Source organism: Pseudomonas sp. 7SR1, assembly GCF_900156465.1.
Classification (GTDB): domain Bacteria; phylum Pseudomonadota; class Gammaproteobacteria; order Pseudomonadales; family Pseudomonadaceae; genus Aquipseudomonas.
Window position 1 is genome coordinate 2,693,054 of sequence record NZ_LT707064.1, and the last position, 21,612, is coordinate 2,714,665.

The 21,612-nt window shown below is 63.2% G+C and carries 16 protein-coding genes; 8 read left to right on the forward strand and 8 right to left on the reverse strand.

The features are described from left to right. Positions 1–65: 65 nt before the first annotated feature. Both ftsZ and lpxC read left to right on the forward strand, forming a co-directional pair. Positions 66–1,259: a cell division protein FtsZ gene (ftsZ, locus tag BW992_RS12310; protein ID WP_072397020.1), complete on the forward strand. Its 1,194-nt coding sequence runs from the start codon at positions 66–68 to the stop codon at positions 1,257–1,259. Positions 1,260–1,371: 112 nt separating this feature from the next. Further along, a complete protein-coding gene (gene lpxC / locus BW992_RS12315) occupies positions 1,372–2,283 on the forward strand; it encodes a UDP-3-O-acyl-N-acetylglucosamine deacetylase (RefSeq protein WP_010452622.1) in 912 nt (303 codons plus the stop codon). A 143-nt stretch (positions 2,284–2,426) separates the two neighbouring features. Here the strand turns inward: lpxC and BW992_RS12320 are convergent, their stop codons facing one another. From BW992_RS12320 to BW992_RS12340, 5 genes are all read right to left on the reverse strand, one after another. Then, entirely contained in the window at positions 2,427–3,923 is a 1,497-nt protein-coding gene (locus BW992_RS12320; RefSeq protein ID WP_076406307.1) for a sensor domain-containing diguanylate cyclase, read from the reverse strand. A 245-nt stretch (positions 3,924–4,168) separates the two neighbouring features. After that, complete coding sequence (locus BW992_RS12325) at positions 4,169–5,536, reverse strand: heavy metal sensor histidine kinase (RefSeq protein ID WP_072397024.1); 1,368 nt, start codon at positions 5,534–5,536, stop codon at positions 4,169–4,171. Further along, positions 5,523–6,197, reverse strand: coding sequence for a heavy metal response regulator transcription factor (locus BW992_RS12330; protein WP_072397026.1), 675 nt, complete (start codon positions 6,195–6,197; stop codon positions 5,523–5,525). Before BW992_RS12330 ends, BW992_RS12325 begins: the two co-directional genes overlap by 14 nt. A 9-nt stretch (positions 6,198–6,206) precedes the next feature. Further along, positions 6,207–9,320 carry a multidrug efflux RND transporter permease subunit gene (locus BW992_RS12335; RefSeq protein ID WP_076406309.1) on the reverse strand — a complete coding sequence of 1,038 codons (3,114 nt, stop codon included), beginning with the start codon at positions 9,318–9,320 and terminating at the stop codon, positions 6,207–6,209. Next, positions 9,317–10,474: an efflux RND transporter periplasmic adaptor subunit gene (locus tag BW992_RS12340; RefSeq protein ID WP_076406311.1), complete on the reverse strand. Its 1,158-nt coding sequence runs from the start codon at positions 10,472–10,474 to the stop codon at positions 9,317–9,319. Before BW992_RS12340 ends, BW992_RS12335 begins: the two co-directional genes overlap by 4 nt. Positions 10,475–10,707: 233 nt before the next feature. Here BW992_RS12340 and BW992_RS12345 point away from each other — a divergent pair, with 233 nt between their 5' ends. After that, positions 10,708–10,965: a hypothetical protein gene (locus BW992_RS12345; RefSeq protein ID WP_072397032.1), complete on the forward strand. Its 258-nt coding sequence runs from the start codon at positions 10,708–10,710 to the stop codon at positions 10,963–10,965. 19 nt (positions 10,966–10,984) lie between these two features. On the opposite strand, the gene BW992_RS12350 is transcribed toward BW992_RS12345, so the two are convergent. Next, positions 10,985–11,953 carry a LysR family transcriptional regulator gene (locus BW992_RS12350; RefSeq protein WP_072397034.1) on the reverse strand — a complete coding sequence of 323 codons (969 nt, stop codon included), beginning with the start codon at positions 11,951–11,953 and terminating at the stop codon, positions 10,985–10,987. A 323-nt stretch (positions 11,954–12,276) separates the two neighbouring features. Here BW992_RS12350 and BW992_RS12355 point away from each other — a divergent pair, with 323 nt between their 5' ends. From BW992_RS12355 to BW992_RS12370, 4 genes are read left to right on the forward strand one after another with little or no spacing between them, the layout of a single operon-like run. After that, positions 12,277–13,788 carry an efflux transporter outer membrane subunit gene (locus BW992_RS12355; RefSeq protein WP_072397036.1) on the forward strand — a complete coding sequence of 504 codons (1,512 nt, stop codon included), beginning with the start codon at positions 12,277–12,279 and terminating at the stop codon, positions 13,786–13,788. Between the two features lie 10 nt (positions 13,789–13,798). Beyond that, the gene (locus BW992_RS12360; protein ID WP_072397038.1) at positions 13,799–16,003 is read left to right on the forward strand and encodes an FUSC family protein; all 2,205 of its coding nucleotides are present in this window, start codon (positions 13,799–13,801) and stop codon (positions 16,001–16,003) included. Beyond that, a complete protein-coding gene (locus BW992_RS12365) occupies positions 15,993–16,193 on the forward strand; it encodes a DUF1656 domain-containing protein (RefSeq protein WP_072397040.1) in 201 nt (66 codons plus the stop codon). Before BW992_RS12360 ends, BW992_RS12365 begins: the two co-directional genes overlap by 11 nt. A 10-nt stretch (positions 16,194–16,203) precedes the next feature. Beyond that, positions 16,204–17,079: an efflux RND transporter periplasmic adaptor subunit gene (locus BW992_RS12370; RefSeq protein ID WP_072397042.1), complete on the forward strand. Its 876-nt coding sequence runs from the start codon at positions 16,204–16,206 to the stop codon at positions 17,077–17,079. Between the two features lie 170 nt (positions 17,080–17,249). On the opposite strand, the gene BW992_RS12375 is transcribed toward BW992_RS12370, so the two are convergent. Continuing rightward, positions 17,250–18,074 carry an SDR family oxidoreductase gene (locus BW992_RS12375; RefSeq protein ID WP_072459364.1) on the reverse strand — a complete coding sequence of 275 codons (825 nt, stop codon included), beginning with the start codon at positions 18,072–18,074 and terminating at the stop codon, positions 17,250–17,252. A 35-nt stretch (positions 18,075–18,109) separates the two neighbouring features. After that, positions 18,110–18,574 carry a multidrug transporter gene (locus BW992_RS12380; RefSeq protein WP_072397046.1) on the reverse strand — a complete coding sequence of 155 codons (465 nt, stop codon included), beginning with the start codon at positions 18,572–18,574 and terminating at the stop codon, positions 18,110–18,112. 170 nt (positions 18,575–18,744) lie between these two features. Between BW992_RS12380 and BW992_RS12385 the strand changes: the two genes are divergently transcribed. Next, on the forward strand, positions 18,745–21,525 hold the full coding sequence (locus tag BW992_RS12385; RefSeq protein ID WP_076406313.1) for an RHS repeat domain-containing protein: 2,781 nt from the start codon (positions 18,745–18,747) through the stop codon (positions 21,523–21,525). Positions 21,526–21,612 lie beyond the last annotated feature (87 nt).

Genomic DNA, 21,612 nt, shown 5'->3' on the forward strand with positions numbered 1-21,612 from the left:
TTGGCGCCGGAAGGCAGTAAAAACGCAGTAGGCGAAAAAAACTAGAGAATGTAAGGAGAGGGAAAATGTTCGAACTCGTAGACAACATCCCCGCTAGCCCGGTTATCAAAGTAATCGGTGTCGGCGGTGGCGGCGGCAACGCTGTCAATCACATGGTCAAGAGCAACATCGAAGGCGTCGAATTCATCTGCGCCAACACCGATGCTCAAGCGCTGAAGAACATTGGCGCGCGGACCATCCTGCAACTGGGTACCGGCGTGACCAAGGGCCTGGGTGCCGGCGCGAATCCCGAGGTTGGCCGTCAGGCTGCCCTGGAAGACCGCGAGCGCATCGCTGAAGTCCTGGCCGGCACCAACATGGTGTTCATCACCACTGGCATGGGGGGGGGTACCGGTACCGGTGCGGCGCCGATCATCGCCGAAGTGGCCAAGGAAATGGGCATCCTCACCGTTGCGGTGGTGACCCGTCCGTTCCCGTTCGAAGGCCGCAAGCGCATGCAGATTGCCGATGAGGGCATCCGCGCGCTGAGCGAGAGCGTCGACTCGTTGATCACCATTCCCAACGAGAAGCTGCTGACCATCCTGGGCAAGGACGCCAGCCTGCTGTCGGCTTTCGCCAAGGCCGACGACGTACTGGCCGGTGCCGTTCGCGGTATCTCCGACATCATCAAGCGTCCGGGCATGATCAACGTCGACTTCGCCGACGTACGCACCGTGATGTCCGAAATGGGCATGGCGATGATGGGCACTGGCTGCGCCAGCGGTCCGAACCGTGCTCGCGAGGCCACCGAAGCGGCCATCCGCAACCCGTTGCTCGAAGACGTGAACCTGCAAGGTGCTCGCGGCATCCTGGTGAACATCACCGCCGGTCCCGACCTGTCCCTGGGCGAGTACTCCGACGTGGGTAGCATCATCGAGGCGTTCGCCTCCGACCACGCGATGGTCAAGGTCGGTACCGTGATCGATCCGGACATGCGTGACGAGTTGCACGTGACCGTGGTTGCCACCGGTCTGGGCGCGAAGATCGAGAAGCCGATGAAGGTGATCGACAACACCGTTCAAACCGCCATGGCCGCACAGCCTCAGCAGCAAGCCCCCGTTCGTCAGGAACAGCCTGCGGTGAACTACCGCGACCTGGACCGTCCGACCGTCATGCGCAACCAGGCCCAGGCCGGTGCTGCGACTGCCGCGAAGATGAATCCGCAAGACGATCTGGATTACCTGGACATCCCGGCTTTCCTGCGTCGTCAGGCCGATTGATGAAATGTATCAGGGGGATACGGGTGATTGGTGTTCAGCAAAGGTCTGGTCTGCTATCATCGCCAGCCTTTGTTGATACCAGTTCGCAATTTGCGCTGAAGCGGCCCATGCCATGATTAAACAACGCACCCTGAAGAATATTATCCGTGCCACAGGTGTCGGCCTGCACTCCGGCGAGAAGGTCTACCTGACCCTCAAGCCCGCGCCTGTCGACACCGGCATCGTGTTTTGTCGTGCCGACCTCGACCCTGTGGTGCAGATTCCTGCTCGCGCGGAAAATGTTGGTGAAACCACCATGTCGACCACATTGGTCAACGGTGACACCAAAGTGGACACGGTGGAGCATTTGCTCTCGGCCATGGCTGGCCTGGGCATCGATAACGCCTACGTCGAGCTCTCCGCGTCCGAAGTCCCGATCATGGATGGCAGTGCCGGACCCTTCGTATTCCTGATTCAATCGGCTGGCCTGGAAGAGCAGGACGCAGCCAAGAAGTTCATCCGCATCCTGCGGGAAGTGACAGTGGAAGACGGCGACAAGCGCGCCACTTTCGTCCCTTTCGATGGCTTCAAGGTGAGCTTCGAGATCGATTTCGATCACCCGGTTTTCCGTGACCGCACCCAGAGTGCAAGCGTGGATTTTTCCAGCACTTCGTTCGTAAAAGAAGTCAGCCGCGCCCGTACCTTTGGTTTCATGAGTGACATCGAGTACCTGCGCAAGCACAACCTCGCACTCGGCGGCAGTGTTGAAAACGCGATCGTGGTCGATTCCGATGGCGTGTTGAACGAAGACGGCCTTCGTTATGAAGACGAATTCGTCAAGCACAAGATCCTCGATGCAATCGGCGACCTCTACCTGCTGGGCAATAGCCTGATTGGTGAGTTCAAGGGCTTCAAGTCCGGCCACGCACTGAACAACCAGCTGCTGCGCAAGTTGATTGAGCAGAAAGATGCTTGGGAAGTCGTGACGTTCGAAGATGCCAGCACCGCACCAATCTCTTACATGCGTCCTGTAGCGGCCGTGTAAGCAAAAAACCTCTCTAGTTTTTTAAAGGCTGCCTTCGGGTGGCCTTTTTTTATGGATGTTTCCTGAGGATCGGATGAGCCCTGTGGCGAGGGATTTTTCCCTCGCTACAGGGACCGTATCCATCGCCTTTGGGGGCCGCGGTGTTACATCGCGCACACCACACGATTGCGCCCGCTGGCCTTGGCCTGGTACAGCGCCTTGTCGGCGGCGAAGAGCAACTCTTCAAGTTCGCCATAAGGGCCCTGGGCCCAGGTGGCGATGCCGATGCTGACCGTCATGGGGCCGTCGCCCGGGATCCTGGGTGGCTTCTGCTCTACGGCTTCGCGAATGTGCTGCGCCATGGCAAATGCCCCGGCGGTGGTGGTCTCCGGCAATACCACCGAAAATTCCTCGCCACCGTAGCGTGCCGCCAGGTCGGCGGGCCGTCGTACGTGCTCGCCGATCAGCTGCGCCAGGGCCTGCAGGGCTTCGTCGCCACCCTGGTGGCCGTGGCGGTCGTTGAACGCCTTGAAATGATCCGCATCGATCATCAGGACCGACAACGGTTGGCCCGAACGTTGGGCCCGCAGCCACTCCTGTTGCAGCGTTTCATCCAGGGTGCGTCGATTGGCGAGGCCCGTCAGGGCGTCGGTGGAGGCCTGCTGGGCCAGTTCACGCTCGGCACTGTGGCGGCGCCTCAATTCACGCCGCAGGAGCCACGTCAGCCAGAGCAAGCCGATGCACAGCGCGCCGGTGGCGCCGCTGACCAACAGCGCCGTACGTTGCCATGAGGCGAATACCTCCTGGGAGGACAGCGCCACCACGACGATCAATGGCAAGTTCCCTACCTGGGAAAAGGTGTACAGGCGTTGCGTCTGATCGACACTGGATACGCTGGTGAAACTGCCGTCGCCCTCGCGCAGGATGCGCATGAAATTCGGTCTGTTACTGAAGTCCTTGCCGATCATGTCCTCGGCCAGGGGCGGTTCCTGTGCCAACAGGAATCCGTCTCGACTGACCAGGTTGACCGTCCCGCCATGGCCAATGTTCAGGCTCTTGAACAACTGGCTGAAGTAGTTCAGGCGCATCGCCGCCTCGGCCACGCCGATGAACTCACCACGCTCGTCGTTGATTCGATAGCTGAAGCTGATACGCCAGTCGTGGGCGGCACTCCTGGAACGGAACGGGCGGCTGATCATCATGCCCAGGTCCGGGTTCTGCCGATGGGACTGGAAATATTCCCGGTCGGCGTAGTTGCCTTTGCGTGGTTCGATGGAGGCGGAATCGGCGATGACATCGCCATGCTTGTCCAGCAGCAGGATATCGCCCTTGTACGGCGCTGCGGTGGCGCGGTCGAACAGGGCCAGGTGGCGGACCGTCGGCGAAACCTCCTTCAGGTCATCGCGTTTTGCCGTGGCGATCAAGCCCTGCAGCGACAAGTCATAGAGCTCGACGTTGCGCAGCACATCGGCATCGATCAACTGCACGATGTTGGTCGCTGCACGGGTGGCAGCCTGCTGGGCGCTGGCATGTTCGCGAATCAGCAGGAACGTGACGATGCTCAGGATGGCGATGACGACCAGTGAACTGGCCAGTACGAGTGCGCGTTCCGAAGGTTTGGAGGGTTGGGTGGTGCCGGGTGTCGCACTGCTTGCACTCATGGTTCCAATGTCTGCATTGTCATGTGGCAGGGATCCTTCCCAATGGGTTGCATAACGGGCAATGAACCAGATGCTGGCCTTTTGCTGATTGTGCTTGGATCGGTGGAAGCGGGCAATCGGTGTTCGTGCAATAGCCCCGGGATTGGCCTGAGCCTGGTTTGCGATTTTGATCGAGTTGGCTTTCGCCCAGCATTCAATGGCTGCAAAGGCCTGCGCTGGATGCCGTGGGAGCCTTTGGGAGGATGTCAGGCCGGCAAGCGGATGCCGAAGGTGTTGGCGCCCTGGTCGCTGTGCACGAAGACTTCCCCGCCGTGCATCAGTGCAATCGCCCTGACGATGGCCAGCCCCAGTCCATGATTGGCTCCGCTGTTGCTGCGGGAGGCATCGACCCGGTAGAAGCGTTCGAACAGGCGCGGCAAGTGTTCGCCGGCGATCGGTTCGCCGGGGTTGGTGACGGCCAGGGTGACCTGGTCGCCAAGGGCTTCGATGTGCACGTCGATCACCTGCCCCGGAGCGGTATGCTGCACGGCGTTGCTCAGCAGGTTGATCAGTGCCCGGCGCAGATGGGCGATCTCGATGTTGGCCTGGGCATCGCCGCTGACCCGGACCTGGACCTGGGCGTCCTCGAGGATGAAGTCGAGGTAGTCGAGGGTGGTGGCGACCTCGCCGGCCAGGGACGCATGGGTCAGTTTGGTCGCCTTGCTGCCCTGGTCGGCGCTGGCGAGGAACAGCATGTCGTTGATGATCGAGCGCAGCCGTTCCAGTTCCTCCAGATTCGATTGCAACACTTCGAAGTAGTGCTCGGCCGAACGCCCGCGGGTCAAGGCCACCTGGGTCTGGCCGATCAGGTTGGTCAGGGGCGAACGCAGTTCATGGGCGACATCGGCGTTGAACGACTCCAGGCGCGAGTACGCCTGTTCGACCCGGTCGAGGGTAGCGTTGAAGGAACTGACGAACTGACCGAGTTCCGGTGGTAGCGGCGACAGATGCAAGCGCCCGCAGAGGCGTGGCGGGGCCAGGCGCCGGGCTTCCTCGGACAGCTTGATCAGCGGCTTGAGGCCGATGCGCGCGACCCAGTAGCCCAGCAACGAGGCCAGCAGCACGCCGATGCATGCCAGGCTCACCAGCGCCACCAACAGGCGGTGCTGGGTCTGGGAGAATGTTTCGGTGTCGATGCCGATCATGAAGCGTAGCGGCGGTCGCTGGTCCTTGGCCGGGAACTGGCTCACCAGCACCTTCATCGGGTAGTCCCGGCCGGGCAACTGCAGGTCGTGCTTGCCCAGTGGCCCTTGGGTGATGGCCCGGATCTGCGCGTCGGGGTTGCCGTACTCGAAGCGGGGATCGCCGCTGACGATCCAGAAGTGGATGCGCTTGTCTTCTTCGGCCAGCAATCGCAATTTGTTGTTGATCTTCACCCAGTGCTCGGGCGTGCCGTAGCGACCCACCGTGGATTCCAGCACGCTGTAGCGGGCGTCGAGTTCGGCTTCGGGCAACAGCCCCAGGCCTTTTTCGACCTGTTGGTAAAGCGCGCCGCCGATCAGCAGGAACACCACGGCGGCCACCAGTGTGAAGAGGCCGCTGAGTCGCAACGCGATGCTGTTACTCACCGCGATTCTCCAGGACGTAACCCATTCCGCGAATGGTGTGCAGCAGTTTCTGTTCGAACGGCCCGTCCAGCTTGGCCCGCAGGCGCTTGATCGCCACCTCCACCACGTTGGCGTCGCTGTCGAAGTTGATGTCCCACACCATTTCGGCGATGGCGGTCTTGGAGAGAATCTCCCCCTGGCGGCGTGCCAGCACGCTGAGCAGGGAGAACTCCTTGGCGGTCAGGTCCAGGCGTTGGCCGGCGCGAGTGGCCTTGCGGCTGATCAGGTCGATCCACAAGTCGGCGATGCTCACCTGCACCGGTTCATGACCCCCGCTGCGGCGGGTCAGGGCCTGCAGGCGGGCCACCAGTTCCAGGAACGAAAACGGCTTGCCCAGGTAATCGTCGGCCCCGTCGCGCAGGCCCTTGATGCGATCCTCGACCCGTTCCCGGGCGGTGAGCATGATTACCGGTGTCTGCTTGCGGGCGCGCAAGGCCCGCAGCACGCCGAAGCCGTCCAGGCCCGGCAGCATGACATCGAGCACGATCACGGCGTATTCGCTCTCCAGGGCCAGGTGCAGCCCCTCGACGCCGTTCGCTGCCACGTCCACGGTGTAGCCCTGTTCGGTCAGGCCGCGGTGCAGGTAGTCCGCGGTTTTCTCTTCGTCTTCGATGATCAGAACGCGCATGGCCTTGCCTCAGTCTGTAGTCGCCAGCGCCGCTGTCGAAGCGGGCCCGGGTGGAAGTGGGCGCCGATGGAACAGTCGCTCGAGCCACAAGTATATGACCGGTGTGGTGAACAGCGTCAGCGCCTGGCTGACCAGCAGGCCGCCGACCACCGCGATGCCCAGGGGCTGCCGCAACTCGGCACCAGCGCCATAACCGAGCATCAACGGCAAGGCACCCAGCAGGGCGGCCAGGGTGGTCATGATGATTGGGCGGAACCGGGTCAGGCAGGCCTGGAAAATCGCCTCCTGGGGGGCAAGCCCGCCGTTGCGCTGGGCATCGAGGGCGAAATCGATCATCAGGATGCCGTTCTTCTTGACGATCCCGATCAGCAGCACCAGCCCGATCAGCGCCATGATGGAAAAATCCTGGCCCAGCAGCCAGAGCATGATCAACGCGCCGAGGCCGGCCGAGGGCAGGGTGGAAATGATGGTCAGTGGATGCACGAAACTCTCGTAGAGCACGCCAAGGATGATATACACCGCCACCAGCGCGGCAAGGATCAGCCACGGCTGGCTCGCCAGGGAGCTCTGGAAGGCCTGGGCCGCACCCTGGAAGCTGCCGGTGATGGCGGCGGGCATGCCGATCTCGTTCTTGGTCTGTTCGAGGATGCGCACCGCGTCCCCCAATGCCACGCCGGGCGCCAGGTTGAACGAGAGGTTGGCCGCCGGGAACATGCCGTCGTGGGCGATGGACAGCGGACCGTTAGTGGGAGCATCGAAGCGCGCCAGGGCCGAGAGCGGCACCATTTCTCCGCTCAGGGGCGAACGCAGGTAGAAGTACGCCAGGCTCTCGGCCTTGCCACGTTGCAGGGTGTCCAGCTCAAGGATGACGTTGTACTGGTTGGTCTCGGTCTGGAATTCGTTGATCTGCCGCTGGCCGAAGGCGTCGTACAGGGCCTGGTCGACATCGCTGGCGGTCAGGCCGAAGCGCGCCGCCGCGCTGCGGTCGATGTTGATATGGGTGATGCTGCCGCCCAGTTGCAGGTCGTTGGAGATGTCGCGAAACGCCGGGTTGCCGCGCAACCGGTCGGTGAGTTTCTGCGTCCAGGCCGTGAGCGTCGGCCCGTCGTTGCTCTTGAGCACGTACTGGTACTGGGCGCGGCTGGGCCCGGAGCTGAGGTTGATGTCCTGCCCGGCACGCAGGTAGAGCACCACGCCAGGAACCTTGAGCAATTGGGGCCTGATCCGGTCGATGAAGCCGCTGGCCGATACGTCGCGCTCCCCCCGTGGCTTGAGGGCGATCCAGAAGCGGCCATTGGCGATGGTCTGGTTGTTGCCCGAAACGCCGACGGAATGGGAGAAGGTCTGCACCGCGGGGTCGGCGGCGACGATTTCGGCCAGGGCCTTGTGCTTGGCCACCATGTCCGGGAAGGACACGTCGGCCGCTGCTTCGCTGGTGCCCAGCACCAGGCCTGTATCCTGCACCGGGAAGAAGCCCTTGGGGATGAATACGTAACCCACCACGGCCAGCGCCAGGGTCAGGCCGAAGACACCGATCATCAGGGTCTGGTGGGCCAGTGCCCGGCGCAGGCCCCGTTCGTACCAACCCAGCAGGCGTTCGCCGAACCCCGGGTGGCGGTGCGCCGCATGCACCGGAGCGCGCATGAACAGGGCAGCCAGGGTGGGCGCCAGCGTGAGGGAGACCACCACCGAAATCAGGATGGTCGAGGTGGCGGTCAGGGCAAACTCCTTGAACAGGCGCCCGACCACGCCGCCCATGAACAGCAGCGGTATGAACGCGGCCACCAGCGAGAAACTGATGGAGACCACCGTGAAGCCGATTTCCCCGGCCCCCTTGATCGCCGCCTCGCGCATGCCATCACCGGCCTCCAGGTGCCGGTGGATGTTCTCCACCACCACGATGGCATCGTCCACCACGAACCCCACCGAGATGACGATGGCCACCAGGGTCAGGTTGTTCAGGCTGAAGCCCATGACGTACATCAGGGCGAAACTGGCGATCAGCGACACCCCCAGCACCGCCGATACAATCAGGGTCGCCGAAAGCTGGCGCAGGAACAGCGCCATCACCGCCACCACCAGCAGCACCGCGATCAGCAGGGTGATTTCCACTTCGTGCAGCGAGGCGCGGATGGTCTGGGTCCGGTCGATCATCACCTTGACCTGCACCGAGGCGGGCAGCATGGCTTCCAGGGTGGGCAGGGCCGCCTGGATGCGGTCGACCGTCTCGACGATGTTTGCGCCCGGCTGGCGGAAGATCACCAGGTTGACGCCGGGGTCCTGGTCGGACCAGGCCTGGACGTAGGCGTTCTCCGAACCGCTGACGACCTGGGCGATGTCCTTCAGGTGCACCGGTGCGCCGTTCCTGTAGGAGACGATCAGGTCGCCATATTCCTCGGGCTGGAACAACTGGTCGTTGGTGGAGAGGGTGGAGATGCTCGACTGGCCATACAGCGCGCCCTTGGCCAGGTTGAGGCTGGCTTGCTGGAGCGACACGCGCAGGTCGGCCAGTGTCAGGCCGATGGCGGCGAGACGGTCGGCGGAAGCCTGGACCCGGATGGCGGGACGTTGCTGGCCGGTAATGTAGATCTGGCCCACGCCGTCGATCTGGCTGATCTGCCGGGCGAGCAGCGTTTCGACGTAGTCGCTCAGTTCGGTGCCGGGCATCAGGCTGGAACTGATACTGAGGATCAGCACGGGGCTGTCGGCCGGGTTGACCTTGCGCCAGGTGGGCAGGTTCGGCATGTCGCTGGGCAATTTGCCGGCAGCGGTATTGATGGCCGCCTGCACTTCCTGGGCGGCGGTGTCGATGCTCTTGTCGAGACTGAATTGCAGGGTCAGGTTGGTCGAACCCAGGGCGCTGCTGGAGGTCATCTGGGTGATGCCGGGAATGGCGCTGAATTGCACTTCCAGCGGCGTCGCCACCGACGACGCCATGGTTTCGGGACTGGCGCCGGGCAATTGGGCGCTGACCTGGATCGTCGGGAACTCCGCTTCCGGCAACGGAGCCACGGGCAGGCGAGGAAAGGCGATGCACCCCAGCAGCACCAGGGCAAACGTGAGCAGCACCGTGGCCACTGGATGATCGATGCACCACGCCGAAATAGAACCGCGACCCTTCATGGCTGCGGCTCCGATGCCTTGGCGAGGGCCGGTGGATCACTGAGCACCTGGATGCTGGCCCCCGGCTTGAGCCGCGATTGCCCGTCGCTCACCAGTTGGTCGCCGGCGTCGACCCCCTTGATGATGTGCATGTCGCTGTCCTGGTAGACCATCACTACCGGTACGCTCTCGACCTTGTCGCCCTTGATCCGGTACACGAAATGCTGCTCCAGCCCACGCTGGACCACGGTGGGCGGCACCACCAGGGCGTCCTTGTCCAGGGCGGTCTGGATCTTCAGCGTGACCAGTTGCCCGGGCCACAGGCGTTGCCCGGCGTTGCTGAATTCGGCCTTGGCCCGCAGGGTGCCGGTATTGGCGTCGATCTGGTTGTCGATGAGGCTCAGCCGGCCCTCGCCCAACAGCTCTCCCTGACCGCCATCGGTGCCAATATAGGCCTTGACCAGGGCGGGCTCGGGGGAGGCGATCAACCTTTGCAGGGTGGGCAGCATCTGCTGGGGCAGGGAGAATTCCACCGCGATCGGGTCGATCTGGGTCACGGTGAACAGGCCTTCGGTGTCGCTGGTGCGCAGGAAGTTGCCTTCATCCATGTTGCGAATGCCGACACGACCGGTCACCGGAGAGCGGATCTGGGTATAGGACAGTTGCACTTGGGCCGAGTCGATGGCCGCCTGGTTGCCCCGGGCGGTGGCCTTGAGCTGGTTGACCAGGGCCTGCTGCTGGTCGTAGGTCTGTTTCGATACGCCGTCGTCGACACTCAATGCCTTGTAGCGCTTGAGATTGACCTGGGCCACCGCCAGCTGTGCCTGGCTTTCGCCGAGCTGGGCCCGAGCCTGGTCGAGGCTGGCGCGGATGGAGCGGTCGTCGATGGTCGCCAGCAGGTCCCCCTTGTTGACCCGTTGCCCTTCCTTGACCAGCAACCGGGTCAGGATGCCGTCCACCTGGGGACGGATCACCACGCTGTGCAGCGACAGCACCGTGCCGATGCCTCTGGCGAAGCGTGGGACATCCTTTCGCTCCACGCTGATCACCCGCACTGGAACGGCGGCGGGAGCACCGGGCCTGGCGGTGACGGGCTTCATGACAAACCAGAGGACAAGTGCCGCCAGGGCGGCCAGCAGTGCGACAAGCAGGACGGTTTTTTTCTGGATGTGCATGAATGTGGGAAGCCGGTTCGGACGAAGGGATTTTTATGTTTCTTATATAGCGTTGCGAGACGGTCAGGAAGGTGACGGCTAGCTGACGGGCGTGTCAGTTTCGTCCCGGATTCCTGTCAGACACGTATCCATGCCTATTGAAACGGCCCGGTGCGTTCGCCAACGGGCAGGTATACTGCCGCCTCGCGCCCTGTGAGCGGGGCCGACTCGCATGCATTTTCCCGGAGCCTTACATGACTTCCCCGACACCCTCGTCCGCGGACGAGCGCCCGAGCGACCACCAGCTGGACTCGCCTGCCGGCGACGTTACCGCTACCGCCGACGCCAAGGCGGCCATCCCGGCCTTCAAATTCCCGTTCAAGCCCGGTGAACTGGCCGCGGCCAAAGGGGCCGGCCAATTGCCGTGGTACAAGAACGGCGTGAAGGACGGTCATACCAAGACCCCCGGAGCCGCGCCTCCCGGTACCCGTCGTTCGATGGGCAAGCGCTGAGCCGAACGGGCGGGGGAGCTCAATGGGGCCCCCGTGCCCCCGCCAGGCTGCCGCTCAGTTCGTAGGCGGTCAGCTCGGCTTGATGCGCCGCCAGGATTTCCGGCAGCGAGCCTCGCAAATACTCGACCCAGGTCTTGATCTTCGCATCCAGGTATTGGCGCGAAGGATAGATGGCGTACAGGTTCAGTTCCTGGGAGCGATAGTTGGGCATGACCCGCACCAGCGTGCCGTTGCGCAGGCCTTCGATGGCGGCATATACCGGCAATACCCCCACGCCCATGCCGCTGGTAATGGCGGTTTTCATGGCGTCGGCGGAGTTCACCAGGAACGGTGACTGATTGATGGTGACCATCTCCTGGCCTTCAGGGCCATCGAACACCCACTTCTCCAGCGGAATGACCGGACTGACCAGGCGCAGGCAGGCGTGGTTGAGCAGGTCGCTGGGTTTTTGCGGGCAGCCGCTGGCCTTCACATAGGCGGGCGAGGCGCAGACGATGCTGTAGGTGATCCCCAGGCGCTGGGAGACGAAGCCTGAATCCGGCAGTTCGCTGGCCAGCACGATAGAGACGTCGTAGCCCTCGTCGAGGATATCCGGTACGCGGTTGGCCAGGGTCAGGTCGAAGGTCACGTCCGGGTGTGTCTTGCGATAACGGGCGATGGCGTCGATCACGAAATGCTGGCCGATACCGGTCATGGTATGGACTTTCAGCTGCCCCGCCGGGCGGGCGTGGGCATCGCTGGCCTCGGCTTCGGCTTCCTCGACGTAGGCCAGGATCTGCTCGCAGCGCAGCAGGTAGCGCTTGCCGGCCTCGGTCAGGGCGATACGGCGAGTGGTGCGGTTGAGCAGGCGGGTTTGCAGATGGGCTTCCAGGTTGGAAACCGCACGCGAGACGTTGGCTGTGGTGGTGTCGAGTTGCCCGGCGGCGGCGGTGAAACTGCCGGCTTCGGCAACACAGCAGAACGCACGCATGTTTTGCAAGGTGTCCATGAACGGTTCTCTTGGGAGGTGGCAAATTGTGACATGAAGTTACAGCGCGAAGGGACCCCGACTAATGGATTATCGCGTTAACGGTAACAAAGAATCACAGAAAGGTCGGCTTATCGCCGCTCGACGCCCTGCCTAGAATTGCCGCCAAAGCAGGAGCGGGACCTTGTGGACACCTGTGGGAGCGAGCTTGCTCGCGATAAGGTCGTCTCATTCGACATTTGAATTGAATGTCCGGACGCCTTCGCGAGCAAGCTCGCTCCCACAAGTCTGCGTCAACAGGCCGCCATTCTCGTCGTCATGCCCCCCTCAGGAATTTTGTGCAAGTGCCGCGTTGCATCAGCAGAGAGCTGAAGACTCTCAGTGTTTGGGTTTTGGCGTCAGTCATTGGCGGTTGCATCGGGACGGGAGGGATTGCCCCCCAGGGCGAGGCCTTGCCGGCCAATGGGCTGGCCACCGATGCCGTGATCCGCGAAGCCGCCCGGGACGCCCATTGGCCGACCCGACAGTGGTGGAAAGCCTACGGCGATCGGCAACTGGATCGTTGGGTCGACCTCGCGCTGCAAGGCAGCCCGAGCCTGGCGATGGCGGTGGCCCGGGTGCGTCAGGCCAGGGCCCTGGCCGGGGTCGCCGAGGCCGCCGAGTCCCTGCAGATCAATGGCCAGGCGAATCTCAAGCGGCACGACTGGCCCACCGACCAGTTCTACGGCCCTGGCGAGCTGGCCAATACCACCACCTGGGACAACAATGCCGGCTTGGGCTTGAGCTACGCCCTGGACCTGTGGGGCCGGGAGCGCAATGCCAGCGAACAGGCCGTCGACCTGGCCCACATGAGCGTGGCGCAGGCACGGCAGGCGCAGCTGGAATTGCAGAACAATGTCGTGCACGCCTATATCCAGTTGTCGCTGCATTACGCTCAGCGCGATATCGTCGCCGCGACGCTGCACCAGCAGGAGCAGATCCTCGAGCTGGCCCGAAAACGCCTGGACGGCGGCATCGGCACTCACTTCGAAGTCAGCCAGGCCCAGGCGCCCCTGCCGGAAACCCATCGCCAGCTCGACGCCCTCGATGAAGCCATTGCCCTGAGTCGCAATCAATTGGCGGCGCTGGCGGGCAAGGGGCCGGGAGAGGGCGCGCGATTGCAACGGCCGACCCTGGCCCTTGGTGCACCCTTGAAGCTGCCGTCGGCGCTGCCCGCCGAACTGCTCGGCCAGCGTCCCGATGTGGTTGCCGGGCGCTGGCAGGTGGCGGCCCAGGCCAGGGGTATCGATGTGGCCCGTGCCGGGTTCTATCCCAACGTCGATCTGGTGGGCAGCCTTGGCTACATGGCCACCGGCGGCGGGGCGCTGGAGTTCCTGACGGGCAAGAAACTCACCTACAGCGTCGGGCCGGCCCTGTCGTTGCCGATTTTCGACGGTGGGCGCCTGCGCGCACAATTGGGAGAGGCCGCAGCCGGTTATGACATCGCCGTGGCGCACTATAACCAGACGCTGGTGAACGCGCTGAAGGGCCTTTCCGACCAGTTGATCCGTCGCGAGTCCATGGACAGGCAACAGGCGTTCGCGGCCGAATCGGTGGCGGCCGCGCAGCGTACCTACGACATCGCCCTGGTGGCGTTCCAGCGCGGGCTCACCGACTACCTCAGCGTGCTCAACGCCCAGAGCCTGCTATTCAGGCAACAGCAGATCCAGCAGCAGGTGGAGGCGGCGCGCCTGAGCGCCCATGCCGACCTCGTGACGGCATTGGGGGGCGGGCTGGAAGCAGGCAACGATACGCCGGCCGCCGCGGCGACACGCCCGACCCCGGCTCCGGCCATTCTTGGCGCATTGGACCGGTGAGCCTGCCTCGATGACTTCCTTGCGCGCCTCATGGCGCTGGCTGCATCGCCTCGAATGGCGCCGCGGTTTTTTCGACTGGGCCCGCAGCGACGGGGTGACCTGGGTCTACATATTCAAGGTGCTGTTCGCCGCGTTCCTGACTCTGTGGCTGGCGATGCGCCTGGAACTGCCGCAACCGCGCACGGCCATGATCACGGTGTTCATCGTCATGCAGCCCCAGAGCGGCCAGGTGTTCGCCAAGAGTTTCTACCGCTTCCTCGGGACCCTGGCCGGTTCGGCGGTGATGGTGGCGCTGATCGCCTTGTTTGCCCAGAACACCGAATGGTTTTTGGGCTGCCTGACGATCTGGGTCGGTTTCTGTACGGCGGGGGCGACACGTTCGCGCAACTTCAGGGCCTACGGTTTCGTGCTGGCCGGCTATACCGCGGCGATGATCGGCCTGCCTGCCCTGGCCCATCCGGAAGGGGCGTTCATGGCGGCGGTCTGGCGGGTGCTGGAAATTTCCCTGGGTATCCTCTGTTCCACCCTGGTCAGCGCCGCGATCCTGCCGCAAACCGCCAGCGCCGCCATGCGCAACGCCTTGTACCAGCGCTTCGCAGTGTTTGCCCTGTTCGTCACCGACGGTCTGCGTGGACGCAGCAGGCAGGAGGCATTCGAGGCCGGCAACGTGCGTTTCATCGCCGAGGCCGTGGGGCTGGAGAGCCTGCGCAGCGTGACCGTGTTCGAGGATCCGCACATGCGTCGGCGCAACGGTCGGCTCAGCCGGCTGAACAGCGAGTTCATGGGCATCACCACGCGCTTCAATGCCTTGCACCAGTTGCTTGAACGACTGCGCGACAGTGCGGCCGACCATGTAGTGAGCGCCATCAAGCCAGGCCTGAACAACCTGGCCGAACTGCTGGACAGCTTCAGCGCCCGGGCCCTGACCGACGCTGACGCCGCGCGGCTGGTGGTGGCCTTGGCCGAGTACAAGGCCCAGCTGCCGGCACAGGTGCGTCGCTTGCGGGCACTGTTCCAGGAAACGGGGCCGAGTGAGGCGCAGTTGCTGGATTTCCACACGGCCTACGAGTTGCTCTACCGATTTGTCGACGATTTGCATGGCTATGCCCTGACCCACGCTTCACTGGTGGATCACCACCACGAACGCGAGCGCTGGGACGAGCCGTATGTGCCGCGGACCAACTGGCTCGCGGCCCTGGCATCAGGGTTTCGCGCCGCGTTCATTCTGCTGGTGCTGGGCAGCTATTGGGTCGCCACGGCCTGGCCGAGCGGGGCGACCATGACCATGATCGCCGCGGCCACGGTGGGCTTGTCGGCGGCGACGCCGAACCCCAAGCGCATGGCATTCCAGATGGCCTGTGGCACTTTGCTCGGGGCACTGGTGGGTTTCGTCGAGATGTTCTTCATCTTCCCGTTGATCGACGGTTTCCCTTTGCTCTGCATGGTGCTGGCACCGGTGCTCATGCTGGGTTCGTTTCTCGGTTCGCGACCGCAATACGCCGGGGTCGGGCTCGGGTTGCTGATCTTTTTCTGCACGGGCTCGGTGCCCGACAACCTGACGGTGTACAACCCCTACACCTTCATCAACGACTACATCGCGATGATTCTCGGCATGCTGGTGTGTGCCGCTGCCGGGGCGATCATTCTGCCGCCCAACAGTCGCTGGCTGTGGCGCCGGCTCGAACAGGACCTGCGCGAGCAAGTTGTGTTCGCCATCAGCGGCCGGCTCAAGGGGCTGGCATCGGGCTTCGAAAGTCGTACCCGAGATCTGCTGCATCAGGCCTATGGGCTGGCAGCGGGGCAGCCCCAGGTGCAGCGGGACTTGCTGCGCTGGATGTTGGTGGTGCTGGAGGTCGGGCACGCGATCATCGAATTACGCAAGGAACAGGCGATCCTGCCGGTGCATCCGGCCTACGCCGAAACCCAACCGTGGCGCCAGGCGATCCGCGTGATGGGACGAGCCCTGGTGAGGCTGTTCCGCCAGCCGTGCCAGAACAATCTGGAGCGTGCCCTGGTGGCAGTGGACCAGGCGATCGGTCGCGTCCAGGCCACCGATGAACCGTTCGCGCCGCACTTCGACACATCGGCCCTGCGCCGGGTGAAGAGTTACCTGCATTTCATCCGTACTTCCTTGCTGGACCCGCAATCGCCATTGGCCGGCTATGCCATGTCGCATGCCGCCCCGCTGTCCCAGGACCCTGACCATGCCTCGTGAAATCGCCTTCCATGGCGTCTACATGCCCACCATGACCCTGATGTTCTTCATCGCCGCCGCACTGGCCTGGGCCCTGGATCGCTTCCTCTCGGGCATGGATCTGTACCGCTTCTTCTGGCACCCGGCGCTGCTGCGCCTGAGTCTGTTTACCTGCCTGTTCGGCGCGCTGGCGCTGACGGTCTACCGTTGAGATCGATGCGATGAAAAAATTCTTCAGCCTGCTGGCGACGCTGTTGGTACTGGCCTTGGCGCTGTGGGTCGGCCGTACGCTATGGGTGCACTACATGGACACGCCCTGGACCCGCGATGGACGGGTGCGGGCCGACATCATCAACGTCGCCGCCGATGTCAGCGGCGAAGTGGTCGATGTGCCCGTGCGCGACAACCAGCGGGTGAGCAAAGGTGACCTGTTGATGCGTATCGATCCCGAGCACTATCGCATCGCAGTCAAGCAGGCTCGTTCCCTGGTGGCGTCGCGCAAGGCCACCTGGGAAATGCGCAAGGTCAACGCTCATCGTCGCGCGGACCTGGACAGCCTGGTGATCTCCCGGGAAAACCGCGATGACGCCAGCAACATCGCCGATTCGGCCCTGGCCGACTACCAGCACGCCCAGGCGCAACTGGAGGCGGCCGAGCTGAACCTGTCGCGCACCGAGGTGCGTGCCGCGGTGGACGGCTATGTCACCAACCTCAACGTGCACCGTGGCGACTATGCCCGTATCGGCGAGGCGAAGATGGCGGTGGTGGACATGAACTCGTTCTGGGTCTATGGCTTCTTCGAAGAAACCAAGCTGCCCAAGGTCCGCATCGGCGATCCGGCCCAATTGCAGTTGATGAGCGGGGAGCTGCTCAAGGGGCACGTGGAAAGCATTTCCCGTGGCATCTACGACCGCGACAACCCGGCAAGCCGGGAACTGGTGGCCGACGTCAACCCGACCTTCAACTGGGTGCGCCTGGCCCAGCGGGTGCCGGTGCGGATTCATCTTGATGAAGTGCCTGATGGCGTGCTGCTGGCGGCGGGGATGACGTGTACGGTGGTGGTCGAGCCGCAGGGTGAGCCCATTCTTCACCGCTAAGCCCTGTGGGAACGGGCTTGCCCGCGCAAGCGGAGTGTTGGCTTGCGACGATGTTGAAGGTGAGGCCGCCATCGCGAGCAAGCTCGCTCCCACATTGGATTTCCAGTGGGCACGGGTTTTGTGTGCGGCCCGATCCCCTTGCTACAAAGCGCCTGTTGTCGCTTTCGCATCTACAGTGTTCTACCCAGCCCAAACCGCTTCATCAACACCTTCTCCAGCAACCCCTTGGGCAGTAAGCCAGCCATCAGCGGCAGGGTCCGGCTGCCATTGCCCAGGCGCAGCAAGCGGGCAGGCCTGGGTTGTTGCACGGCCTTGAGCAGCCCGCCGGCGAATTCGCCGGCCGGGGTCGGCTTGTCCTGGGACGCCTTGGTCCGGGCGCGGATACCGTCGCGCAGGGGCCACCAGGGTGATTGCTCGTTGATCAACTGTTCGGCTTCATGGCCGGCATTCCTGGCGAAACTCGAAGCGATGGCGCCGGGTTGGACTTCCATGACGCGGATACCGAACGGCGCCAGTTCCATGCGCAGCGCGTCGCTCAAGGCGTGCACCGCGGCCTTGGAGGCGCAATAGGCGCCAGCGAACGGTGTGACCAGCACACCGGAAACACTGCCGATGTTCACCACCAGGCCCCTGGCCCGGCGCAGCACCGGGAACAGCGCGCGGGTCACGCCGACGATGGCGAACACATTCGTTTCGAACTGGCGCTGCAAGGCGGGCACACCGCCGTCCAGCAACGGGCCCATGGCGCCGTAGCCGGCATTGTTGACCAGCACATCGAGGCCGCCGTGCTGCTGGTTGATCCGTTCGCTCAATTGCTCCAGCGCCTGGCCGTCGTTCACGTCCAGCTGGACGGCGGTGAAGCCGGCGGCGCTGAGCGCTGCGACGTCCTCAGCCTTGCGGGCGCTGGCCCAGACCTGGTATCCGGCAGCCTTGAAGGCATCGGCGAGGGCGCGGCCGATGCCGCTTGAACATCCGGTAATCAACGCAACGGGCATGGCGCGTTCCTTGTGCAGAAAAAGAGGGAAGTGGCTCAATCGGAGAAGCTGCCGTGCAATCGCTCGGCACGAAACTCCAGCGTCTGCGGGCGATAGCCGGGACGCAGCGGGGGCAGGGGCAGGCAATCCTGCCAGTCGGCACCGGGCTGCAACTGGCCGGGTCCGTGGTAGCGCGGTGCATTGTACGGGGTGTCGGCCAGGTTGATGGTGTCGCCGGGTGCATAGGCCGCGACCCGCCAGCCCAGCTCGACCAATGGTACGTCGTTGCCGTTCTTGAGTTTCAGCAGCAGCGGGCGGTCGGCGGGGCAGTGTTCCGGAGCGTAGGCAAGGCGCAGCTCCAGGCGTGCCAGTTGCCGGGTCTCGCGGTTTTCCTGCCAGATCACCCAGGCGGCCACCAGCCCCAGGCCGACAAACGCCGCCAAGGACACCGGCAGTGCCTTGGCAGGGTAGCGCAGCAGCAGGATCAGCCAGGTAATGACCAGCAAGACGCCAATAAGCATGTTCGAAGCCTCCGATAGCGTAGCCACATCCTACCGGAGGGCTCGGGGCATGGATATTCTCTGCCCTGCCGATCCACTGGTCGTCACTCTTATATCTGACAGTAGGCAGCGCTGTGCGCCCCCTTGTTAGATGGCGAAGGCGCAGGCGGCTTTGGCCAGGAGACCGAACGATGAGCATGGATCAGGGGACCCCGAGGTTGATTGCTGTTGATCCGCGACGCTTGCCGGTCCGTTCGGTCGATTATTGCCGCACCCTCGAGCGGGGACCGGCGCACCGACGCATCAACCGCAGCCGCATCGATACGGCGGGGCGCCTGGTCGAGCAATGGGACCCACGCTTGTGGGCCCTGCGACAGGAGGATGAAGCGACCCCCGCCAACCTTTCGGTGGTTTATTCGCTGTCCTCGACCGTGCTGCTCACGACCAGCGTCGACGCGGGCCGACAGGTCGATCTGCCTGGGCTCGCCAGCGAAAACCTGCGCAGTTGGGATGGCCGGGGCACCCAACGGGAAATCGCCTACGATCACTCGCTGCGCCTTGTGGCAGTGTTCGAGCAGGGGGCCGGCCAACCGCGTCGGTGCGTCGAGCGCATGAAATATGGTGATCCGGGCCAGGGCGATGGCGATCACAACCAGCACGGCCAACTGGTTCGTCATGACGATCCGGCGGGAACCGTGCTGTCGACGTCGTTTTCCCTCGGCGGTCAACGCCTTGCCCAGGAGCGCCGTTTTACCCTCGACGCGGTCATTCCCGATTGGCCGGAACGGGAAGCCGATCGTGAGCCGTTGCTTGAACCTGGCGATGGGTTCCTGACGACGTGGCGCCTGGGTCCGCAGGGCGATGTGCTGGAGCAGGTCGATGCCAGGGGCAATCGGCAGCGGCAGACGCTGGCCGTGGATGGAAGGATGGCTGGCAGCCAGCTGTTGCTACGGGGCCAGAGCCAGTGGCAATCCCTGGTGAGGGATATCCGTTACAGCGCCGAAGGGCAGGTCGAAGAGCAAACCGCCGGCAACGCTGTGCGGACCCGGCTCGCCTATAGTCCCGAGGATGGTCGCTTGGTGACGCGCAGCGTTCGACACGGCGACCGGGTCTTGCAGGACCTGGAGTATGCCTACGATCCCATGGGCAACGTCCTGAGCATCGAAGACAAGGCCCAGCCGGTGCGTTATTTCGCCAACCAGCGGATCGAGCCCGTCAGCCGTTTCGTCTACGACACGCTCTATCAGTTGAGCCAGGCCACGGGATGGGAAGCGGGCGCCCCAAGCCAGGGGCCCGAGTCCATGGGGCACGGCGATCCGGCGGCAGTCAGCAATTACCGGCAGACCTACCGCTACGATGAAGGCGGCAATTTGGTGGAATTGACCCATGTCGGTGCGCAGAATCACGGACAGCAGATGAAGGTGGCCCGCCACAGCAATCGTGGCCTGCCATACCGTAATGGTGTGCCGCCGACGGAGGAGGAGATCGACGCGGCATTCGATGCGCGAGGCAATTGGCTGGAACGGGAGCCGGGACGTTCCTTGGCCTGGGACCTGCGTAACCAGTTGGGTTCGGTCACCCCCATAGCCCGGGCGTCGGGTCTCGATGATAGCGAGCGGTATGTCTACGCAGGAGATGGTCAACGGGTGCGCAAGCTTCGTACCCTGCAAACCGCGAGTCGCACGCTGGTCGCCGAGGTGCGTTACCTGCCGGGGCTGGAACTGCGCGCCGACAGCGGCAACGGCGAGTCATTGCAGGTCATCGCTGCCCGAGGCGGACTCGACGGCGTTCGGATACTGCATTGGGAGAGCACGCCGCCTTTCGCAGAGAACGACCGCTATCGCTACAGTTGTTCCGATCACTTGGGGTCGATCGCCCTGGAGCTCGACCACGACGCCCGGATCATCAGCCGGGAGCATTTCTACCCGTTCGGCGAGACTGCCTATCTGGCCGGCGATGACGAGGCCGAAGTCAGCTACAAGACGGTTCGCTACTCAGGCAAGGAGCGCGATGCCACGGGGCTTTATTACTATGGGTTCAGGTATTACGCGCCGTGGCTGCAGCGTTGGGTCAGTCCGGATCCGGCTGGGGAGGTGGACGGTTTGAATCTTTATCGGATGGTGAGAAATAATCCGGTGACGTTCTTCGATACCGACGGACTCGCCCCTCAACCTGAAGGCAAGCCTAAAGATGGAAGTAACGTGTCCAGGATCAGGCAAGCATTCGAGTCGCCCAAATCTGCCAGTGATCAATTGCCGCAAGTCCGGCAAGCTCCACTGATTCGAACAGCTAGACCTCCCTTGAAACAGCTCCCACAGCGGACAGCGCGAGTCCAGGTATCTTCTATGGAAGCGTTTCTTCCGGTAGGAAAAGTATCCACAGTGCACCCTGAATCGATCCGGCCGACGGGATCGCTCTCGCCCCATGTCGGGAGCCAGCTGCTGGTTGGTTCGCACGCATTAACGATAACCCAGGCGGGGAATATTATCGTTATGCGAGGGGACAACCGCTCTCCAGATGAAATACGTAGGGCAGGTGGTTTTTTCCCCAGGGATAATCGAGGGCTGAAAATCAAACAGGAGTTCAGAGAGGCATTGATGACGAAGGGCTTTAATACCCTGGCAAATGAACACGTCAGGAGCCCTGTTCCCGGTTATGTGTCCACAGGGATGGATGAGGACTCGGGGGGATATGGTGACACCCGGAACTATCTGTACCGAATGGAGATTCCGGGGTTGGAAGAGCGGAGCGTCGATCAACAGACACTGGGGATCGACAAGCCTTTCAAGTTTGTCCCGAAAGGAAGGTTGGACGCTCGTTTACTGATGAGCAATGACACGCTCGATCAAGCCAACTTCGTCGCGATGATTCCACCCATGACGGTTGAAGTAACGTTCATCACTCCGATTCCGAGCGCTTACATTGTTTCCTTTAGAAAAGCCGGAAGTCGTGAGTGGGAGTCGTTTCATTAGGTTTTTTATGAAATGTCGCGCAGGCGCTTTTCGTACAAGGCCCAGGACGAAAAAGCCCCCATCCAACCCACTGCGGATAGGGGGCGC